At 57.2% G+C, this 17121-nt stretch carries 12 protein-coding genes; 5 read left to right on the forward strand and 7 right to left on the reverse strand.

The genetic code is table 11. The features are described from left to right. From GS632_RS07575 to hutI, 5 genes are all read right to left on the reverse strand, one after another. A complete protein-coding gene (locus GS632_RS07575) occupies positions 1-156 on the reverse strand; it encodes a hypothetical protein (protein WP_171176914.1) in 156 nt (51 codons plus the stop codon). Positions 157-346: 190 nt separating this feature from the next. Next, entirely contained in the window at positions 347-2029 is a 1683-nt protein-coding gene (hutU, locus tag GS632_RS07580) for a urocanate hydratase (protein WP_171176912.1), read from the reverse strand. Continuing rightward, entirely contained in the window at positions 2026-2820 is a 795-nt protein-coding gene (hutG, locus tag GS632_RS07585) for an N-formylglutamate deformylase (RefSeq protein WP_171176910.1), read from the reverse strand. The genes hutU and hutG overlap by 4 nt, the downstream gene beginning before the upstream one ends. Further along, positions 2817-4355 carry a histidine ammonia-lyase gene (gene hutH / locus GS632_RS07590; RefSeq protein ID WP_171721323.1) on the reverse strand — a complete coding sequence of 513 codons (1539 nt, stop codon included), beginning with the start codon at positions 4353-4355 and terminating at the stop codon, positions 2817-2819. Before hutH ends, hutG begins: the two co-directional genes overlap by 4 nt. Further along, positions 4352-5563: an imidazolonepropionase gene (gene hutI, locus GS632_RS07595; RefSeq protein WP_171177297.1), complete on the reverse strand. Its 1212-nt coding sequence runs from the start codon at positions 5561-5563 to the stop codon at positions 4352-4354. Before hutI ends, hutH begins: the two co-directional genes overlap by 4 nt. An 81-nt stretch (positions 5564-5644) precedes the next feature. On the opposite strand from hutI, the gene GS632_RS07600 reads away from it, so the two are divergent. Both GS632_RS07600 and GS632_RS07605 read left to right on the forward strand, forming a co-directional pair. Beyond that, positions 5645-7009 carry a formimidoylglutamate deiminase gene (locus tag GS632_RS07600; protein ID WP_171177295.1) on the forward strand — a complete coding sequence of 455 codons (1365 nt, stop codon included), beginning with the start codon at positions 5645-5647 and terminating at the stop codon, positions 7007-7009. 70 nt (positions 7010-7079) lie between these two features. After that, a complete protein-coding gene (locus tag GS632_RS07605; RefSeq protein ID WP_171176906.1) occupies positions 7080-7790 on the forward strand; it encodes a GntR family transcriptional regulator in 711 nt (236 codons plus the stop codon). Here the strand turns inward: GS632_RS07605 and phnY are convergent. Next, a complete protein-coding gene (phnY, locus tag GS632_RS07610; RefSeq protein WP_171176903.1) occupies positions 7784-9232 on the reverse strand; it encodes a phosphonoacetaldehyde dehydrogenase in 1449 nt (482 codons plus the stop codon). The two genes, GS632_RS07605 and phnY, sit on opposite strands and share 7 nt — an antisense overlap. 125 nt (positions 9233-9357) lie before the next feature. Further along, on the reverse strand, positions 9358-10332 hold the full coding sequence (locus GS632_RS07615; protein WP_171176901.1) for a LysR family transcriptional regulator: 975 nt from the start codon (positions 10330-10332) through the stop codon (positions 9358-9360). A 361-nt stretch (positions 10333-10693) separates the two neighbouring features. On the opposite strand from GS632_RS07615, the gene GS632_RS07620 reads away from it, so the two are divergent. The 3 genes from GS632_RS07620 to GS632_RS07630 all read left to right on the forward strand — a co-directional run bounded on the left by GS632_RS07620 (position 10694) and on the right by GS632_RS07630 (position 17085). Continuing rightward, a complete protein-coding gene (locus GS632_RS07620) occupies positions 10694-13894 on the forward strand; it encodes an S-layer family protein (RefSeq protein ID WP_171721322.1) in 3201 nt (1066 codons plus the stop codon). Between the two features lie 63 nt (positions 13895-13957). After that, a complete protein-coding gene (locus GS632_RS07625) occupies positions 13958-15718 on the forward strand; it encodes a type I secretion system permease/ATPase (RefSeq protein ID WP_171721321.1) in 1761 nt (586 codons plus the stop codon). After that, positions 15715-17085 (forward strand): HlyD family type I secretion periplasmic adaptor subunit, encoded by a 1371-nt coding sequence (locus GS632_RS07630; RefSeq protein WP_171721320.1) that lies wholly within the window; start codon positions 15715-15717, stop codon positions 17083-17085. The genes GS632_RS07625 and GS632_RS07630 overlap by 4 nt, the downstream gene beginning before the upstream one ends. The last annotated feature ends 36 nt before the right edge of the window (positions 17086-17121 follow it).

Below are 17121 nucleotides of genomic sequence, written 5' to 3' on the forward strand. Positions count from 1 at the left end.
CTATAAAACTTCCTGCAGCTTGCGTTGCCGCAGATTTATTATCGATAAAACTGAATTGCGCAACCGTGTTGGCGCAAACGAACCCAAATCAAGCGGAAATGCCGCGAGGTCCATGCTGGCAGTAGTGTCTTCCATCTCTTCGGCCAGCGTGGTCATTGGGCGGACATCTAGCCTTCCGAAAGACCTGAACGCACATGTGTTACATCGCGCAACGGACAAGCTGCTTTGGTGGAATGGCGTTAACCTTACGATTTGCTGATCGGCCTGGTCCTGACCAAAAGAGTCCCTGCTCAAAACCAAAGCCATCGGCGCTGGCCACCAGCATAATCAATTTCGAAAGGGTCAGTCAGCCCAAAATGCCCGGCAAACGCAGCCCGTGCTCACGCGCACAGGCTTTGGCCTCCTCATATCCGGCATCTGCATGACGCCAAACGCCCGAGGCTGGATCATTCCAGAGAACCCGCTCAAGCCGTTTGGCCGCTTCGTCCGTGCCGTCTGCGCAAATAACGACACCTGCGTGCTGGCTAAACCCCATGCCAACACCCCCGCCGTGATGCAGAGAGACCCATGTCGCACCCGACGCCGTATTCACAAGCGCGTTCAGCAGTGGCCAATCGCTGACTGCATCCGAACCGTCTTTCATCGCCTCGGTCTCGCGGTTTGGCGAGGCTACCGAACCACTGTCCAGATGATCTCGACCAATGACAACGGGTGCCTTCAGCTCGCCATTGCGGACCATTTCGTTGAACGCCAACCCGGCCCGATGCCGGTCGCCCAACCCTATCCAGCAGATGCGTGCGGGCAGGCCCTGAAACGCGATCCGCTCCTGCGCCATGTCGAGCCAGTTGTGCAGATGGGTGTTCTCGGGGAACAGCTCCTTCATCTTGGCGTCTGTTTTGTAGATGTCATCGGGGTCGCCCGAAAGCGCGCACCAACGGAACGGGCCGATACCCCGGCAGAAGAGCGGGCGGATATAGGCGGGCACGAAGCCGGGGAAGGCAAAGGCATTTTCCAGTCCCTCATCCTGGGCCACCTGACGGATATTGTTGCCGTAATCCAGCGTCGGAACGCCCGCATTCCAAAAATCGACCATGGCGGCCACGTGCTGCTTCATCGATGCGCGCGCCGCTTTTTCGACCGCTTTGGGATCGCTTTCGCGCTTGTCCCGCCACTGTGCCATGTTCCAGCCCAGCGGCAGATACCCGTTGACCGGATCATGGGCCGAGGTTTGGTCGGTGACAATGTCGGGTCGCATGCCACCGGCCTGCATCCGTCGGTAAATCTCGGGAAAGATTTCAGCGGCATTGCCCAAAAGGCCCACTGATTTTGCTTCGCCCGCCTTGGTCCAGCGGTCGATCATCTCTAGCGCCTCGTCCAGCGTTTCGGCCTTTTCATCCAGATATTTGGTGCGCAGGCGAAAATCGATACTGTCGGGGTTGCACTCGACAGCCAAACAACAGGCCCCAGCAAAGACAGCCGCCAGAGGCTGCGCGCCGCCCATTCCACCCAATCCGCCGGTCAGGATCCACTTGCCGGTCAGGTCGCCGCCATAGTGCTGACGTCCGGCTTCGGCAAAGGTCTCATAGGTACCCTGAACGATGCCCTGCGTACCGATATAAATCCACGAGCCAGCGGTCATCTGGCCGTACATCATCAGACCCTTTTTATCGAGCTCGTTGAAGTGATCCCAATTGGCCCAATGGGGTACCAGATTCGAATTCGCGATCAGTACACGGGGCGCATCCGAATGGGTCCGCACAATGGCCACCGGCTTTCCGGACTGGACGACCAGCGTTTCATCCTCTTCCAGATCCTTGAGGCTGGCGACGATCGTGTCGAAGTCGTTCCACGTCCGCGCCGCGCGCCCTATACCGCCATAAACAACCAACTCGTGCGGGTTTTCCGCGACATCCGGGTGCAGGTTGTTCATCAACATCCGCATTGGTGCCTCGGTCATCCAGCTTTTGGCGTTTAGCTCTGGCCCGGTGGGCGGGTAAACATCACGGGTGTTCTTGCGAGGATCGGTCATGCGGCAATCTCCAATGCAGTGTCCTGGATGGCGTCCAGTATGTCTTTTAGCCAGCGGCGCAGGCGGTTGGCCTTTTCAGTGTCGTAGGTCCAAGGCGCAGTTTCAGCGCTCAGGTAGGTGGACTGCGCCAGTTCCATCTGTATGGCGTGGATGCCCTCGGCAGGGTTGCCATAATGCCGGGTCGTCCATCCGCCCTTGAATCGGCCGTTCAAAATGGTGCTGTACGGTGAGGATGACGCGAACTCATGTGAGATGGCTTCGATAGCGGGCGCGCACGTCACGCCATTGTTTGTTCCAATGTTCAGGTCAGGCAGAATGCCGTCGAAAAGAAAGGGGATGTGGCCGCGGATTGAATGGCAATCATACAAAACCGCAATTCCATGGATCGCCTTGACCCGCTCCAGCTCGGCCCGCAGCGCGGCATGATAGGGGGCGTGAAACGCCTCGCGCCTTTCAACTATATCCTTCTCTGTTGGCAGAATATCCCAGATGTCTTGCCCGTCAAAATCCGTAAGCGGGACCAGCGTCGTTGTGTTTTGACCGGGATAAAGCGACACGCCTGACGGGTCGCGATTGGCGTCAATCACATAACGATGAAAGGTTGCCCGCACAGTTGTCGCGCCAGGCAGGAGGCCCTCGTAAAGCGTGTGGATATGCCAGTCCGTATCCGCCAACGCCCTGCCCCGCGCGTTCAGCTTGGCCTCGATCGTTGCGGGCACATCGGTGCCGGTGTGCGGCAGGCCCAGAACAACAGGGCTGTCACCACGTATGACTTGAACCGAACCAGTCATGCGCCAAGCTCCGGCATCGCGATGCCTGTGCCATGTGCGATCTCGCCACTGGCGATCAAGGTCCATGCTGCTTCGATCTCGCGCGCCATGTATCGATCATCACCCAATACAGGGACCACAGCTCTTAGCTTGGCCATTACAGCTTGAAGGGTCTCACTGGTAGGCAATGGCGCGCGGAACTCGACCCCTTGCGTAGCGCAAAGCAGTTCGACCCCCAGAATACGTTCCAGATTGGTGACCATCTGTCCCAATCTCCTCGCGCCATGGGCCGCCATCGAAACGTGATCTTCTTGGTTGGCTGACGTAGGTGTTGAATCCGTCACGCAGGGGTTTGCAAGATGTTTGTTCTCGCTCATCAACGCGGCGGTTGTCACTTCGGCAATCATATAGCCCGAGTTCAGGCCGGGATTTGGCGTCAGGAAAGGCGGCAGATCAAAGCTGAGCGCTGGATCGACAATCAGCGCAATTCGACGCTGTGCAATGGCTCCGATCTCGGCAAGCGCCAGAGCGATCATGTCGGCAGCAAAGCCCACAGGTTCCGCGTGGAAATTGCCACCCGAGACGATCAGCCCGGCCTCGGGCAAAACCAGCGGGTTGTCGGTGGCGGCATTTGCCTCAATCTCCAACGTCTTGGCTGCCTGCCTCAGCACATCCATCGCGGCACCGACAACCTGCGGTTGGCAGCGGATGCAATAGGGGTCCTGTACCCGTGTATCGCCTTCGCGATGGCTTTCGCGGATTACAGAACCGGCTAGGATAGCCCGCATCGTGGACCCGGCTTCGATCTGGCCGCGATGGCCGCGCAACGTATGGATCTCGGGCTGCAACGGCGCGGTCGATCCCATGATTGCATCGGTGGCCAGTGCCGAAGTGACCAACGCGCTCTGCGCCGCTTGCCACGCGCCGAACAATCCCGCCAAAGCAAACGCAGTTGAGAACTGCGTGCCGTTGATCAGCGCCAGACCTTCTTTGGGGCCCAACTCAACGGGTGTTAAACCCGCCGCCGCCAACGCCTCACCACCGGGCATAACAGTCCCGCCGAATTCGGCCTCACCCGCGCCCATCATAACTGCGGCCATATGCGACAGCGGCGCCAAATCGCCTGACGCACCAACCGAGCCTTGCGCAGGGATCAGCGGGGTCACACCTTTGTCCAGCATGGCCTCCAACAGGTCGATCAGTTCCAGCCGCACGCCAGACGCGCCGCGCCCGAGGCTGAGCAGTTTCAGCACCATCATCAGCCGCGCAACCGTGCGCGGAATGGCCGGGCCAACACCACAGCAATGGGACAGAATTAGATTGCGTTGCAGCGTCGCTGTATCCTCGGCGGCAATCTTGACGCTGGCCAGCTTGCCAAAGCCGGTATTGACGCCGTAGACTGCAGTCTCACCCGCAGCAGCCTCGGCGATACGCGCATGAGCAGCCTCGATACCGGCGCGGCATACAGGGTCTAGCCGCACGGCGCATTCCTCGCGATAGACCTGTTCCAGTTGCGCTAAAGTGACTGCACCGGGGGTGAGTGTCAGGGTCGTCAAATTGCGCCTCCAAGTATGCGAGTATGAAGAGGGTTGAAGCCCACACGATAGGCTAGTTCTGCCGGGTGGGTGACGTTCCACACCGCAAGATCGGCGCGCTGTCCGGGGGCGATCTGGCCGCAATCGGACAGACCCAGGGCGCGGGCCGCATTGGTGGTGACCCCGGTCAGAGCCTCTTCCGGTGTCATGCGAAACAGGGTGCAGCCCATATTCATGGTCAAAAGCAGCGATGTCATCGGGGCCGACCCCGGGTTGCAGTCAGTGGCCAACGCCATCGGCACGTTGTGCTTGCGTAGCAAATCAATTGGAGGGGCTTGGGTTTCCCGCAGGGTATAGAAGGCGCCGGGCAGGATCACTCCGACTGTTCCCGCATTGGCCATCGCCCGAACGCCTTCTTCGTCCAAATATTCGATGTGGTCCGCGGACAGAGCGCCGTATGAGGCGGCCAGTTTTGTGCCCCCGAGATTGGACAGTTGCTCGGCATGGCATTTGATCGGCAGGCCAAGGTCTTTCGCCGCATCAAACAACGGCGCCAGCTGGTCCGGGAGGAAAGCAATTCCTTCGCAGAAAGCATCCACTGAATCCACCAAGCCCTCGTCATGGGCTTTTCGTAGGGTTGGGATACAGACCTCGGCGATATAAGCGTCAGGTCGGTCTTTATACTCAGCAGGCACCGCATGTGCGCCCAGAAAACTGGTTACAACGCGAATGGGGCGATGGTCCGGCAGCGCGCGGGCGGCTCGCAGCATGTTCAATTCGGTGTCACGATCCAGGCCATAACCGGACTTGACCTCAATCACTGAAACACCTTCGGCCAGCATCGCATCCAAACGCGGCAGCGCCTGCGTGATCAGTTCTTCGACAGTAGCCTCGCGCGTGGCCTTCACAGTCGAGATGATGCCCCCGCCCGCGCGCGCGACTTCCTCATAGCTGGCACCGTTCAGCCGCATCTCGAATTCGACAGCACGATGGCCGCCATGCACCACATGGGTGTGACAATCGATCAGCGCAGGCGTGACAAGACGGCCGTCCAAAGTAGTTTGCGAAAACCCTTTGAACTGCTCCGGCAAGCTGGCTTCAGGCCCGACCCATGCGATCCCGCCATCCTTGACCGCAATCGCCGCGTCGTGGATCAGCCCATAAGCTGCAGGTCCTGCAACCATCGTTGCCGCGTTCAGATCTGAAAAAACCCGATCTTGCGAGTGCATCCGACTCTGCGCCTCCTTGCAGTTCTCTCTTTTCTCGTACATTTCTATATGCAATATGTCTATCCATAAAATGAGGTGAAAATCGTGGCGATCTTTGCAAAACGTGCTCTGTTGAGCGGGGGGTGGGCAAGCAATACGCGGGTCGAGGTTGAAGACGGTAGAATCGTATCGCTTCAACCGGCGACAGCAGGCCGACCAGGGGATGTGTGCGTGGACACTTTGTTGCCTGCACTTGCCAATTTGCACAGCCATGCATTTCAGCGCGCCATGGCTGGGATGACCGAATACCGCCTTGCGGGTCGAGACAGTTTCTGGACGTGGCGCGATCTGATGTATCGATTCACTAAACATCTGACACCGGATCAGGTTCAGGCAATCGCCGCCTTGGTTTATATGGAGATGCAGGAAGCTGGATATGCCTCAGTCGGTGAATTCCACTATCTGCATCATCAACCAGACGGCAAACCTTATGATCGACTGACCGAGTTATCCGACCGGATCATGGAGGCCGCATTCGAGACCGGCATTGGCCTAACGCATCTGCCTGTGCTGTATTCTTACGCCGGGGTTGGCGAAAAGCCGTTGGAGCCGGGTCAAACCCGGTTCGGCAATGATGTGGATCGCTTTTGCAAACTGGTGGATCAGACGCGGGACGCACTTGCCGGTCTGCCCGACGACTGCCGCGTCGGCATCGCGCCTCATTCTTTGCGCGCCACCTCTCCGGCTGATCTGGTTCGCGTTTTGGCCGCGCGACGTGACGGTCCGTGCCACATTCACATCGCCGAACAGCCCAAGGAAGTGTCCGAAGTCCAGGCCGGATTGGGCGCGCGCCCGGTCGAGTGGCTTCTGGACAATGTGCAGGTCGATGACAGTTGGTGCCTGATCCATGCCACCCATATGACCGACCAGGAAACCCTTGATATGGCGGCAACCGGGGCTGTTGCGGGGCTGTGTCCTGTGACTGAAGCCAATCTGGGGGACGGACCGTTCAATGGAGCTGTTTTTCTGAGCGCGGGTGGCACGTTTGGCGTGGGATCAGACTCAAATGTGTTGATTTCCCTGACAGAAGAGTTGCGCACGTTGGAGTATTCCCAGCGTCTGCGCGATCTGTCGCGCAATGTCATGGTTGCCGGCGAAGGGTCGGTCGGGCAGACACTCTATTGTGGCGCGGCCATGGGTGGCGCGAAAGCTTTGGGCCGCGACTCGGGCGAAGTCGCCGTTGGCAAGCTGGCCGATCTGGTGGCCATCGACAGCCAAAACCCAGCGCTTTGCGCTTTGACATCAGAGCAGTTGCTTGATGGGTTGGTGTTTGCGGCAAAAGATCAGGTCGTCACTGACGTTTGGTCGGCGGGTCGCCACCGGGTGAGCGAGGGTCGCCATATCGCACGGGATCAGATCGTGTCGAACTACCGTCAGGCGATGACGGATCTTCTTGCCAAGCTATAGCCTCTGGTGTGGCTCTTTACCTGAAGGCTAAATGATTTCATAATTGAATTATGAATATACTTAATGGAAAATGCGCAGCGTGACCGAGCAAAAAAACATCGGCTTTCAGGACATTCGCGATGAGGTGATCAACCGAATTCAAACCCGTGTCTGGCCGCAGGGCAGCCTGTTGCCGACTGAGTTGGAATTGGCGGCGGAATTTGGCGTTGCGCGCGCAACCGTTAACCGGGCGCTGCGCGAATTGGCGGAACAGGGCATCGTAACCCGCAAGCGCAAGGGCGGCACGCGCGTTGTAACCACGCCCGTAAAACAAGCCAAGTTGCCGATTACGGTGGTACGGCAGACCATCGAAGAGATGAACGCCAAGTACCGATATGCCCTGGTCAGTCGAACCATGGTTGATTGTCCCGCGTGGCTTCAGGCAAAATTGAACATTCCAGAAGGCGCGCAGATCGTACATCTGCAATGTATGCACCACGCCGACAATCGGCCATTTCAGTTCGAAGAACGCTGGATCAACGTTAGTGCTGTGCCTCAGGTCGTGAACGAGGACTTTCTGAACATCGGGCCAAATGAGTGGCTGTTGTCAGAAGTGCCATTTTCGAACGCCGAGATCGCCTTTTCCGCCGTTCCCGCCACGGCACCCTTGCAGGAATTTCTTGCCGTCCCTCCTGGTACACCCTTGTTTCAGTTGGAGCGCACAACATGGTTTCGCAACGATCCTGTGACTTTCGTACGTATGACGTTTCATCAGGGGTACCAGATGCGCACAACCTACTGAGGCCAGGGCAGCGAATAGGTTTTGACGTTGGTGAAGAACTTCATCGCTTCGATAACGCCTTCTTTTACTCCGTTGCCGCTGTCCTTGATCCCTCCGAAGGGTGACATTTCGATCCGATAGCCGGGTTGCTCCCAAATGTTGCAGGTGCCCACATCCAGACCATTGATGTATGCGATGGCCCGGTTCAGATCATTGGTGCAGACACCTGACGACAAGCCAAAAGCGGTGCTGTTTGATATCCGCAAAACCGCAGCGTCATCATCGGGCACGCGGACAATCGGAATGACCGGGCCAAAGGTCTCTTCCATGACCAATTCACTGTCATGAGGGACTCTGTCGATGACAATCGGCGGCAGTAACGCGCCCTGCCGACCCGGATGGTAAAGGATTTCTGCCCCTTGCTCTGCCGCTTTCATCACACGGTTCTCAAACAGCTCTGCCGCGTCAGCATGAATGACACAACCCAACTCGGTTTCGGGGTTCTGAGGGTCACCAAACCGGATGGCCTTGGCCTTTTCCAGGACCAAAGGAACAAAACGATCCGCCACACTGTGTTGCACCAGAATGCGTTTAATGGCGGTGCATCGCTGACCTGAATTCCCCGTGGCCCCCGCAACTGCGATCGTTGCTGCGCGCTCTAGATCAGCGTCGCCCAGATCATTCAGCACAATCAGCGGGTCATTCCCGCCCAACTCAAGCGCCTGTCGCCTGTAGCCTGCCTTTGAGGCGATCAGCTTGCCCACAGGGACGCCACCGGTAAAGGTGATGATGTCGATATTTTCATTGGTGATCATTTCGTCGCCAATATCCTGTGGCCAACCAGTGACGACCTGGAACATCTCGGGCGGCAGGCCCGCCTCGTATAGAATGTCGGCCAGTGTCAGTGCTGTCAGAGGCGTCAGCTCGGTCGGCTTGCAAACCATACAATTATTGGTCGCAATTGACGGTGCGATTTTGTGACTGACCATGTTCAGCGGATGATTGAACGGAGTAATCGCGCTGATCGCCTTGACGGGCTCACGCTTCGTAAAGATTTTACGAGCCTTCCCATTATGAGTCAGATCGCAAGAAAACACCTCTCCATCATCTTTGAGAGCTTCGGCGGCGGCGAACTGAAACACGTCTTGTGCGCGTTTGGTTTCATAGATCGAGTGCTGAAGGCAAATCCCCAACTCAAGCGTCAGCCACTTGGCCAGATAATCGCGCCTTTCTCCGATCAACTCGCCGGCACGCCGCAGGATTTGACTGCGCTCGTACCTCGTCAAACTAGGGGTGTAGTTCGCTGCGATTTCAAAAGCGTGCCGCACGTGTTGGGCAGTTCCAGCCGGAACCGTGCCGATCACGGCATTCGTATAAGGGTAGTGAACCGGAACAGTGTTTTCCGTGAATACGACCTGCCCCCCGATGCGCATTCCGTCGTGGCGGATTTCAGATTTGGTCATGCTCCGATCCCTTGCCCCAAGAGCCACAACTAAAACATGTGTGGCTTTCGACACGCCAACCGATAGAACCGCACTTTGGCTTACGTCAATAGGCTGAGTGGGCAGCCCGGTACATTTTAAAAACGTCAGGCTTTCTCAGGCACCGTGACGGAGGGCTTGGTTTTACCTTCAGTTAGGCCATCCGACTGATAAGTCGGGATCACACCCACAGGTGGATTTTCCCGAATATAGGCTCCGATGCGTGCGAGCATTGGTTTTCTTGGGCAATTGGGGCGCGTGGCGGCGCCAAGATCGCGCAGGTGCCCCGGTGCTTCAAAGGGTATAAAGTGCAACGGCCAGTTGTCCCGCTTGAACTGTTCTGCCGCCAATGCCGAAACAATTGTGCAGTCGTCTGAATGGCAAATGTGACGACAGATCGTTTCAAACCGCAACGCTGTCAGATCAAAACGCTTGCTGATCCGGGTTGTCCCGTCCTGTTTTGGCAAATGATCTTCAAGATCGTAGCCAAAACTGTGCGGCAGCCGGATAAAATCATGCGGCGGTACCTCATCGGGGGCAATGGAGGTAAGCGTTGACAGCGGATGCCCTTGGCGCAAAGCCAAGAACAATGGCTCGGACCAGATTGAAGTGAAGTCTAAATTGGCGCTGTTGTTGACCTTGGCGACCAGCGCCATATCCAATGTGTGATCTTCGACCATATGAAGCATGTTCTGGGGCAGATCTTCGATCAGCGTAACGCGCATCCTTGGAAACAGCGTGCTGAAAAGCTCTGAAAAGTAACCCGTCAGATATGGTGCCAGCGTCGGCGTCATGCCTATTGTCAGCGGAACCGCCTCGGGGTCGCGAAATTCGATCGCTGTATCGCGGATTTTCTGGGCGTCTTTCAGAATACGCTGCGCAATCTCGACAATGCGTTCGCCGCACAGCGTTGGGCGCACCTCGTTGTTCAGACGTAGGAACAAGTCAGCGCCCAGCTCCTGTTCCAGCTTTTTGATCTGGTTCGACATTGCCGGCTGAGACACGTTGCACGCGGCCGCCGCCTGACTGAACTGGCCGTGTTTGGCGATGGCAAGGACATATTCCAAATCTCTGAGGTTCAAAGGGTATCCCGTCCTGAAGCAAAATTCGCGATTTAATCAGCTATCAAGATACGATTTGGCGACAGATTCCAGAAGGCTGCAGGGGCCTATCGGTTCTGATTGGCGCTCACATCCGATGACAAATCTGTCAGAATTCGAAATTGAATAGCCTTCCAGCTGGCGCTGGATTTGGCGCAATCCCTTTGTTTGCTGTGAAACTGCCTGCGCCTACCTCACGAAACCCGTGAGTATTCGCGACGGTTATACACCCGATTTGAACCATGAATTTCAGATGTCGCGCGGGGCGGCCTAGTCCTTTGTTGCGTCGGTGGCCCGGCAGATGGGTCGCCAGCACGAACGCAACTTAATGACGGAGTGATCCATGTTGTCCCAATTTGCAGATAGCCTGCGCGCCCGTCTCTTGACCACGTCGACCCTGGCACAAGAGACATCCCGCGACGGCCAAACCCTCATCAACAACTTCTTTCAATCCACAGTCGTCGACGACACACCTGCCTTTGTTCTGGCCAATGATTTTTCACGCCTGCTGAACTTTGGTGAGACCGTCACTAACAACGCTGTTGCCGCCGTTCAGGCTCAAGGGCAGGACGTGGATGTCTTTAACTTCCGCTCAGGCCGGATCGAAGCGAACAATGGTCCCGACGCATTGGCCACTGGTGTCCAAGTCACCGGAAGCGCTGCGGTTCGCAATTTCGGCGAAATCGCGGGTGAGTTTAACGGCGTGCAGTTTGCTGGTGCCGAAAGCTCGGGCAGCCTGGACAACTTCCGTGGCGGCGTCATATCTTCCGACAGCCGTGCTGTCGACATTCAAGGTCAGGGCATCGATGTGCGCAACTTTGGCGACATCGTCGGCACTGGCGACCAGCGCAATGGTACCATCTACACCAACTCGACGGCCGAGGACGTCTCGATCTCGAACTTCACCGGCGGTACGATTGATGCAGGCGAAGGCAACCAGGGCGCAGGTGTTTCCCTGCAGATCGGTGATGAAACCGGTGACCGCGTGGAAACCGACGTGTTCAACGCCTTTGGTGCGACCATTCAGGGCCGCGGTCAGGCGGCTGCCAACACCCCGCTGGCGGGCGACGGTGTCCGGATCGACGACGGCGCTGAAGGCACCATCCTGGAAACTGAGATCATAAACAGCGGCCTGATCTCGACCGAAAGCAATCAGGGCACAGCTGCCGGAATCCGCATCGCAGATGGCGCAAATGCCGAAGGTGAGATCTTGAACACCTCAACCGGTGTGATCGAAGGCCCTCGCAACGGCCTTTACATTGGCAATGGTGAACATGATCTGGACGTGCTGAACTTTGGCACCATCCAATCCGGCAGTCGCGCGGTTAACATCGACGGATCTGGCGTCGACCTGATCAACGGCGGTGATGTTCTTGGTACCGGTGACCAGCGCAACGGAACGATCTACGCCGACGACACAGCGCGTGATTATTCGATCAACAATCTGGCAACAGGCACGATTGACGCGGGGGAGCACAACAACGGCGCGGGCATCTCGCTATCGCTGGCCGAAGAAGGCAATGGTGACATTGAAATCGAGAACGCAGGCGTCATCGCCGGTCGTGGTAACGCGGGTGCGGCGCTGGGTACGGCGGGCGACGGCATTCGTCTGGAAGGTGTGCGTCAGGAGGGTGGCTTTGCGCCTGCCTCGTTCACAGGGAACATCATCAACAGTGGTAGCGTCACATCTGAAGGCGCAAATGGCACTGTTGGCGCATTCCGAGCTGTGAACAATGTTAATTTCCAGGGCCAGTTGATCAATGAAGAAACTGGTGTGTTCGCAGGCGGTCAGAACGGCGTCTACTTTGGAACCGGTGACCATTCCGGCGGATCGTTCGTTAACCGTGGCCTTGTCACGTCAGACAGTCGCGCGCTGAACATCGATGGCGTTGGGCTTGAGGTGCTCAACGAAGGCGAAATCCTTGGCACCGGAAACCAGCGCAATGGCACTGTTTATGCGGATGGCACAGCCGATAACTATGCGTTCACAAACACCGGCTTGGTGGATGCGGGCGAAGGCAACAATGGTTCTGCCGTATCTCTGCAAACCGGTGACGTGTCGGGCGACGTTGTCTCGGCGGTTGTTGTGAACGAAGGTACGCTGCAAGGTCGTGGCGACGCGGTTGAAGGCAACCAGGTCGGGGACGGTCTGCGCCTGTTCACCAGCCAGGATGACGCCTCTTTTGCGGGTGTTGTGGTCAACGAAGGTCTGATTGCCGGGTCCGAAGACTCGGATGCTGCCGCTGGTATCCGCGTCGATGGCGGTCTGAACCTGCTGGGTGCAATCCTAAACGAGGGCGAGATCCGTGGCACGGTCAATGCCATCGACGCTTCAGATGCAGGCACTGTTACAATCGTCAACGACGACGCAGGTGTGATCAACGGCAATGTTCTGCTGAGCGCTGGCGACGATATCTTTGTCGATCTGGGCACCACCAATGGCAACATCGACGGTGGCGCTGGCGATGATGTTCTGATCGCCGGCGATGCAGACAACGTTCTGACAGGTGGTCTGGGCAATGACTTCATCGACGGTGGCGACGGCAACGACACTGCGGACTTCTCGGAGCTGGATGTTGCGGTCGAAGTTCGTCTGGACGCCAACGGCAATGGCACGGCCACACGTGACACCGGGTTCAACGTGTCTATTGAGAATGCAGTCGTTGCTGCGCCGGATCAGTTCGGATCAAACATCACCGATGGTGCGGCTTTTGTCGAACAGGCGGCTCAGGGCAACCTGTACTATAACATCCATACCGCGGACTTCCCCGGTGGTGAAATCCGTGGCCAATTGCTGGTCGACAGCGACGTGACGGAACACGGTATTCGCACAGTGACCCTCAGTGGTGGTTTGGATGCAGCGCAGGAACCTGGGCCAACTTCGGACAGCGAAGCCACAGGTGACGCAACTGTTGTGATCACTCAGAACCTGGCCACCGGCGAAGTCACGTATTCAAGTGAACTGAGCGTTGTGGGGCTGAACGAAGCTGACCTGAACACTCCGATCCCTGGCGTCGTGTCGGCCATCCATCTGCACAATGCACCTGCTGGTCAGAACGGACCGGTCGTGCAGGATACGCTGGTGGATGCAGGGGCCACGCTGGACGTGAATGCTGAAGGTGGCACCGGTGTCATTGGGCAGGACGTCATCGAAAACCAGATTGAAACCGACATCCTGCGCTCCATTGAAAACGTTATTGGGTCCGATGATGGCGACGTGATCATCGGCAGCGATCAGACCAATGTGCTGAACGGTGCGGACGGTGATGACCTGCTGAATGGTGAAGGCGGTGACGACGTCCTGATCGGTGGTGAAGGCGCGGATACGTTCCAGTTTGGCACGAACTTCGGAAATGACACCATCGAGGATTTTGAAATTGGTCGGGATCAGCTGCAATTCGGTGATTTCGGATCCGATTTTGGCAACCAAGTCAACGTGGCCCAAGACGGTGACGATGCGGTGATCAGCTTCGGAAACGAAGGTTCGGTCCGTCTGGCCGGCATCAACTCAGCTGACCTGAGCGAAGACGATTTCGTCGCTTAAGCAAGCAATAGGCGGGGCGGCTTGAGGTCGCCCCGTTTTTCCAAACCGGAAAGGATCAACACGATGTTGCAGAAAACCAATCCCGTCAAAGCCGCTTGGGGGTCGCTGCGCAAAGGATTTGTTGCGGTCGCCTTCTTTAGCCTGTTTCTGAACCTGCTGATGCTGGCCGGACCAATCTATATGCTCCAAGTCTATGACCGCGTGCTGACCAGCCAGAATGCTGACACGTTGATCGCCCTGTCGTTGCTGTTGGCGGGCGTCTTCGCGGTGATCGCCTGCCTTGATCTGATCCGGATGCGTATTCTGGGCAGGCTTGCGGCCCGGTTCGAAATGAATGTTGGCGCCCCCGTTCTTGGGGCCGCCATGAAACGCCGGGTACAGGGTGAAGCCGCTGCGGGCGACAATCTCGTTGAAGACGTGAACGGGTTTCGCGAGTTCATCTCGGGTACAAGCCTGACCGCCTTTTTCGATGCCCCTTGGATACCGATTTACCTGTTGGTTTTGTATGTTCTGCATCCCCTTCTCGGGCTGCTCGGATTGGCCGGAGCCCTGACGCTGACCGCGATGGCCCTGATTAACAATGCCCGTGCACATCAACCGATGCAGCAGGCCGCAGAGGCCCGTGGGCGCTCGGACGCGTTGTTTCGAACCGGGGACAACAATGCCGAACTGGTCCATGCTCTGGGCATGAAGTCCGATCTGGTTCGGCGCTGGACGGCCCTTCAGGTTGATGCGCATCGCCAGAAGGCCCGTGTTGCTGACCGGATTGCTAGTTTTTCGGTCATGTCCAAGACACTGCGCATGGGGCTGCAATCTGCGGCGCTTGGCCTTGGCGCGGCACTGGCCATCACGGGTGAAACCACGGCTGGTGTCATGATTGCGGCCACGATCGTACTGGCCCGTGCACTGGCCCCAATCGATCAGTTGATTGGGCAATGGCGCACTTTTCTGGCGGCACGCGGCTCATATACAAAGATTACCAAACTGACCGAAGAATTCGCAGAAAAACCCGCCAATCTGCACCTGCCCCGTGCGTTCAAATCTTTGGATGTGAAAATCGCACAGGCGGCCCCGCCACGTGCAGTTAATGCCACACTTCGCGGCATTGATTTCAACCTGTCAGCGGGTGATGTGTTGGCGATTATCGTCCCCAGTGGATCCGGCAAAACAACGCTGGGTAAGATGTTGGCCGGGATTTGGCACCCGCAGCGCGGTGAGGTTTTGCTTGACAGCAGCCCAATGTCGAAATGGAACCAAGAAGATCTGGGCAAGCAGATCGGATATCTGCCGCAGGACGTAGAACTGTTTGACGGCACCATCCGCGAAAACATCGGTCGCTTTGCAATGTTCATCGACGACGCCGAGGTGCTGCGCGCTGCTCGCGAGGCCGGATTGCATGAGCTGATCAGCGGCTTGCCTGATGGGTATGAAACGCGCATTGGCAAAGGGTTTTTCTTGTCTGGCGGACAGCGACAGCGTCTTGCTCTGGCCCGGGCGCTTTATGGTGACCCGTTTGTGTTGGTGCTGGATGAGCCGAACTCGGATCTGGATGCCGATGGCGAAAAAGCGTTGCGCGACGCCATTCTTGCAGCTCAGGCCAGGGGCTCAATCAGTATCGTGATGACCCACCGCCCGGCCACCTTGCAGGCGGCCAACAAGGTCATGGTTCTTCGCAACGGATCCCAAACCCAATTCGGCGACAAGGGCGACGTATTGAAGGTCAAAACTCAAAATGTACTTAAATCGTCCGCGCAACGCGCTGCATCTGGCAAGCCCGCCCTTCGCCTTTCAGAAAACACCCGCATTAAAGGAGCCGCCCAATGACCCGGATCGTTCCCTATACTTCGAACAACACCGCGCCCGATCTTCATGATGCGCAAGTTGTTGACATGTCTGAAGCTACAACCGGTATTCGACTATATGTTCTGGTTGGTCTCTTCACTCTGATGGCCTTTGTCGGCGGAAGCATCTACTGGGCGTTCGCATCCAAACTTGACGGTGCTGTTGTGGCCCCTGCATCCTTCGTCGTTGAAGGAGACCGCAAAACCGTCGAGCATCTGGATGGTGGGATCATACGGTCCATTCTGGTCACCGATGGCGCGTTTGTTGAACAGGGACAACCGCTGATCCGCTTGGACAGCACCGAAATCGACGTTGATCTGAACGTCCTGGGCAGCCAAATCGGCGAACTTTCTGTACGCCGCGCCAGGCTGATCGCGCAGATGAAAGGGCAGACACGGTTTGACGAATCCCAAGCGTTTCAGCGCTTTGAACAAGGTATGAGCCGCGTGCAATGGGCCTCTGCTTTTCTGACGCAAAAACAACTGTTTGATGCCGAATACCGCGCCCGCGCGACCGGGGTGGAAATCAACGCACAACGTATTTCGGCGCTTCGCGATCAAATCGATGGCCTCAACGAGCAACGGATCAGCACGCAGAACCAGATGGCCATCACGCAGACAGAGCTGGAAGGCTTGCGGACCCTTTTGGACAAGGGCTTGGTTGCGGTCACACGGGTCAGTGCGCGGCAGATCGAGGTTGAACGGCTTTTGGGCGCCGATGCTTCGCTTCGGACACAGATTGCCCAGGCGGAAAACCAGGTCAGCGAGTTGAAATTGACAATGATCAGTCGGCAAAAGCTGAGGGATGAAGTCCTTGCAGGTGAGTTGGCCGTTGTCGATGCACAGCTTGACCTCTTGCGTCCGCAATTTGCCGGTGTTGTGGAGCGCCGCAAGCGGATCGAGATCCTAGCACCAACCAGCGGTCGGGTTGTAAACCTTGCTGCGTCAACCACGGGCGGGGTGATAAGGCCCGGTGAACACATCATGGAAATCGTGCCCGCCGATCAAGAGTTGATTGTCGAAGCACGTGTGAAACCAGGCGATATCGACAAGCTGAAGGTCGGACAAGCCGCGCGTATTCGTATGTCTGCCTTCGCCCAGGCCGACGTTCCCGAAGCGCAGGGCGCCATTTTTGATATCTCGGCCGACGCGTTGGAAGATGAACGGACCGGCGAAGCCTACTACAAAGCGCGGGTCAAACTGGACGATCAGCAATCTGACGAGGTTGCGGCACTGGACCTGGTGCCCGGAATGCCTGCAGACCTTTTTGTAACCACTGGTGAGCGCGCAGTAATTGCCTTTTTGGCGCAGCCCATAAGTGATCGCTTGGCGCGAACATTTATCGAGTAAAGGATTTCAAAAGGCTTTTGGAATTAAGCTTATCTG

Origin of the sequence: Ruegeria sp. HKCCD7296 (assembly GCF_013110775.1) — a bacterium.
In the GTDB taxonomy this organism is placed as follows: Bacteria; Pseudomonadota; Alphaproteobacteria; order Rhodobacterales; family Rhodobacteraceae; genus Ruegeria.

What these genes read in the sequence shown, in the direction of transcription:
- GS632_RS07630 (WP_171721320.1), top strand. Translation starts at nt 15,715, where the DNA reads ATGACCCGGATCGTTCCCTATACTTCGAACAACACCGCGCCCGATCTT.
- phnY (WP_171176903.1), bottom strand. Translation starts at nt 9,232, where the DNA reads ATGACCAAATCTGAAATCCGCCACGACGGAATGCGCATCGGGGGGCAG.
- hutG (WP_171176910.1), bottom strand. Translation starts at nt 2,820, where the DNA reads ATGACTGGTTCGGTTCAAGTCATACGTGGTGACAGCCCTGTTGTTCTG.
- GS632_RS07620 (WP_171721322.1), top strand. Translation starts at nt 10,694, where the DNA reads ATGTTGTCCCAATTTGCAGATAGCCTGCGCGCCCGTCTCTTGACCACG.
- hutU (WP_171176912.1), bottom strand. Translation starts at nt 2,029, where the DNA reads ATGACCGATCCTCGCAAGAACACCCGTGATGTTTACCCGCCCACCGGG.
- hutI (WP_171177297.1), bottom strand. Translation starts at nt 5,563, where the DNA reads ATGCACTCGCAAGATCGGGTTTTTTCAGATCTGAACGCGGCAACGATG.
- GS632_RS07625 (WP_171721321.1), top strand. Translation starts at nt 13,958, where the DNA reads ATGTTGCAGAAAACCAATCCCGTCAAAGCCGCTTGGGGGTCGCTGCGC.
- GS632_RS07575 (WP_171176914.1), bottom strand. Translation starts at nt 156, where the DNA reads ATGACCACGCTGGCCGAAGAGATGGAAGACACTACTGCCAGCATGGAC.
- GS632_RS07605 (WP_171176906.1), top strand. Translation starts at nt 7,080, where the DNA reads ATGCGCAGCGTGACCGAGCAAAAAAACATCGGCTTTCAGGACATTCGC.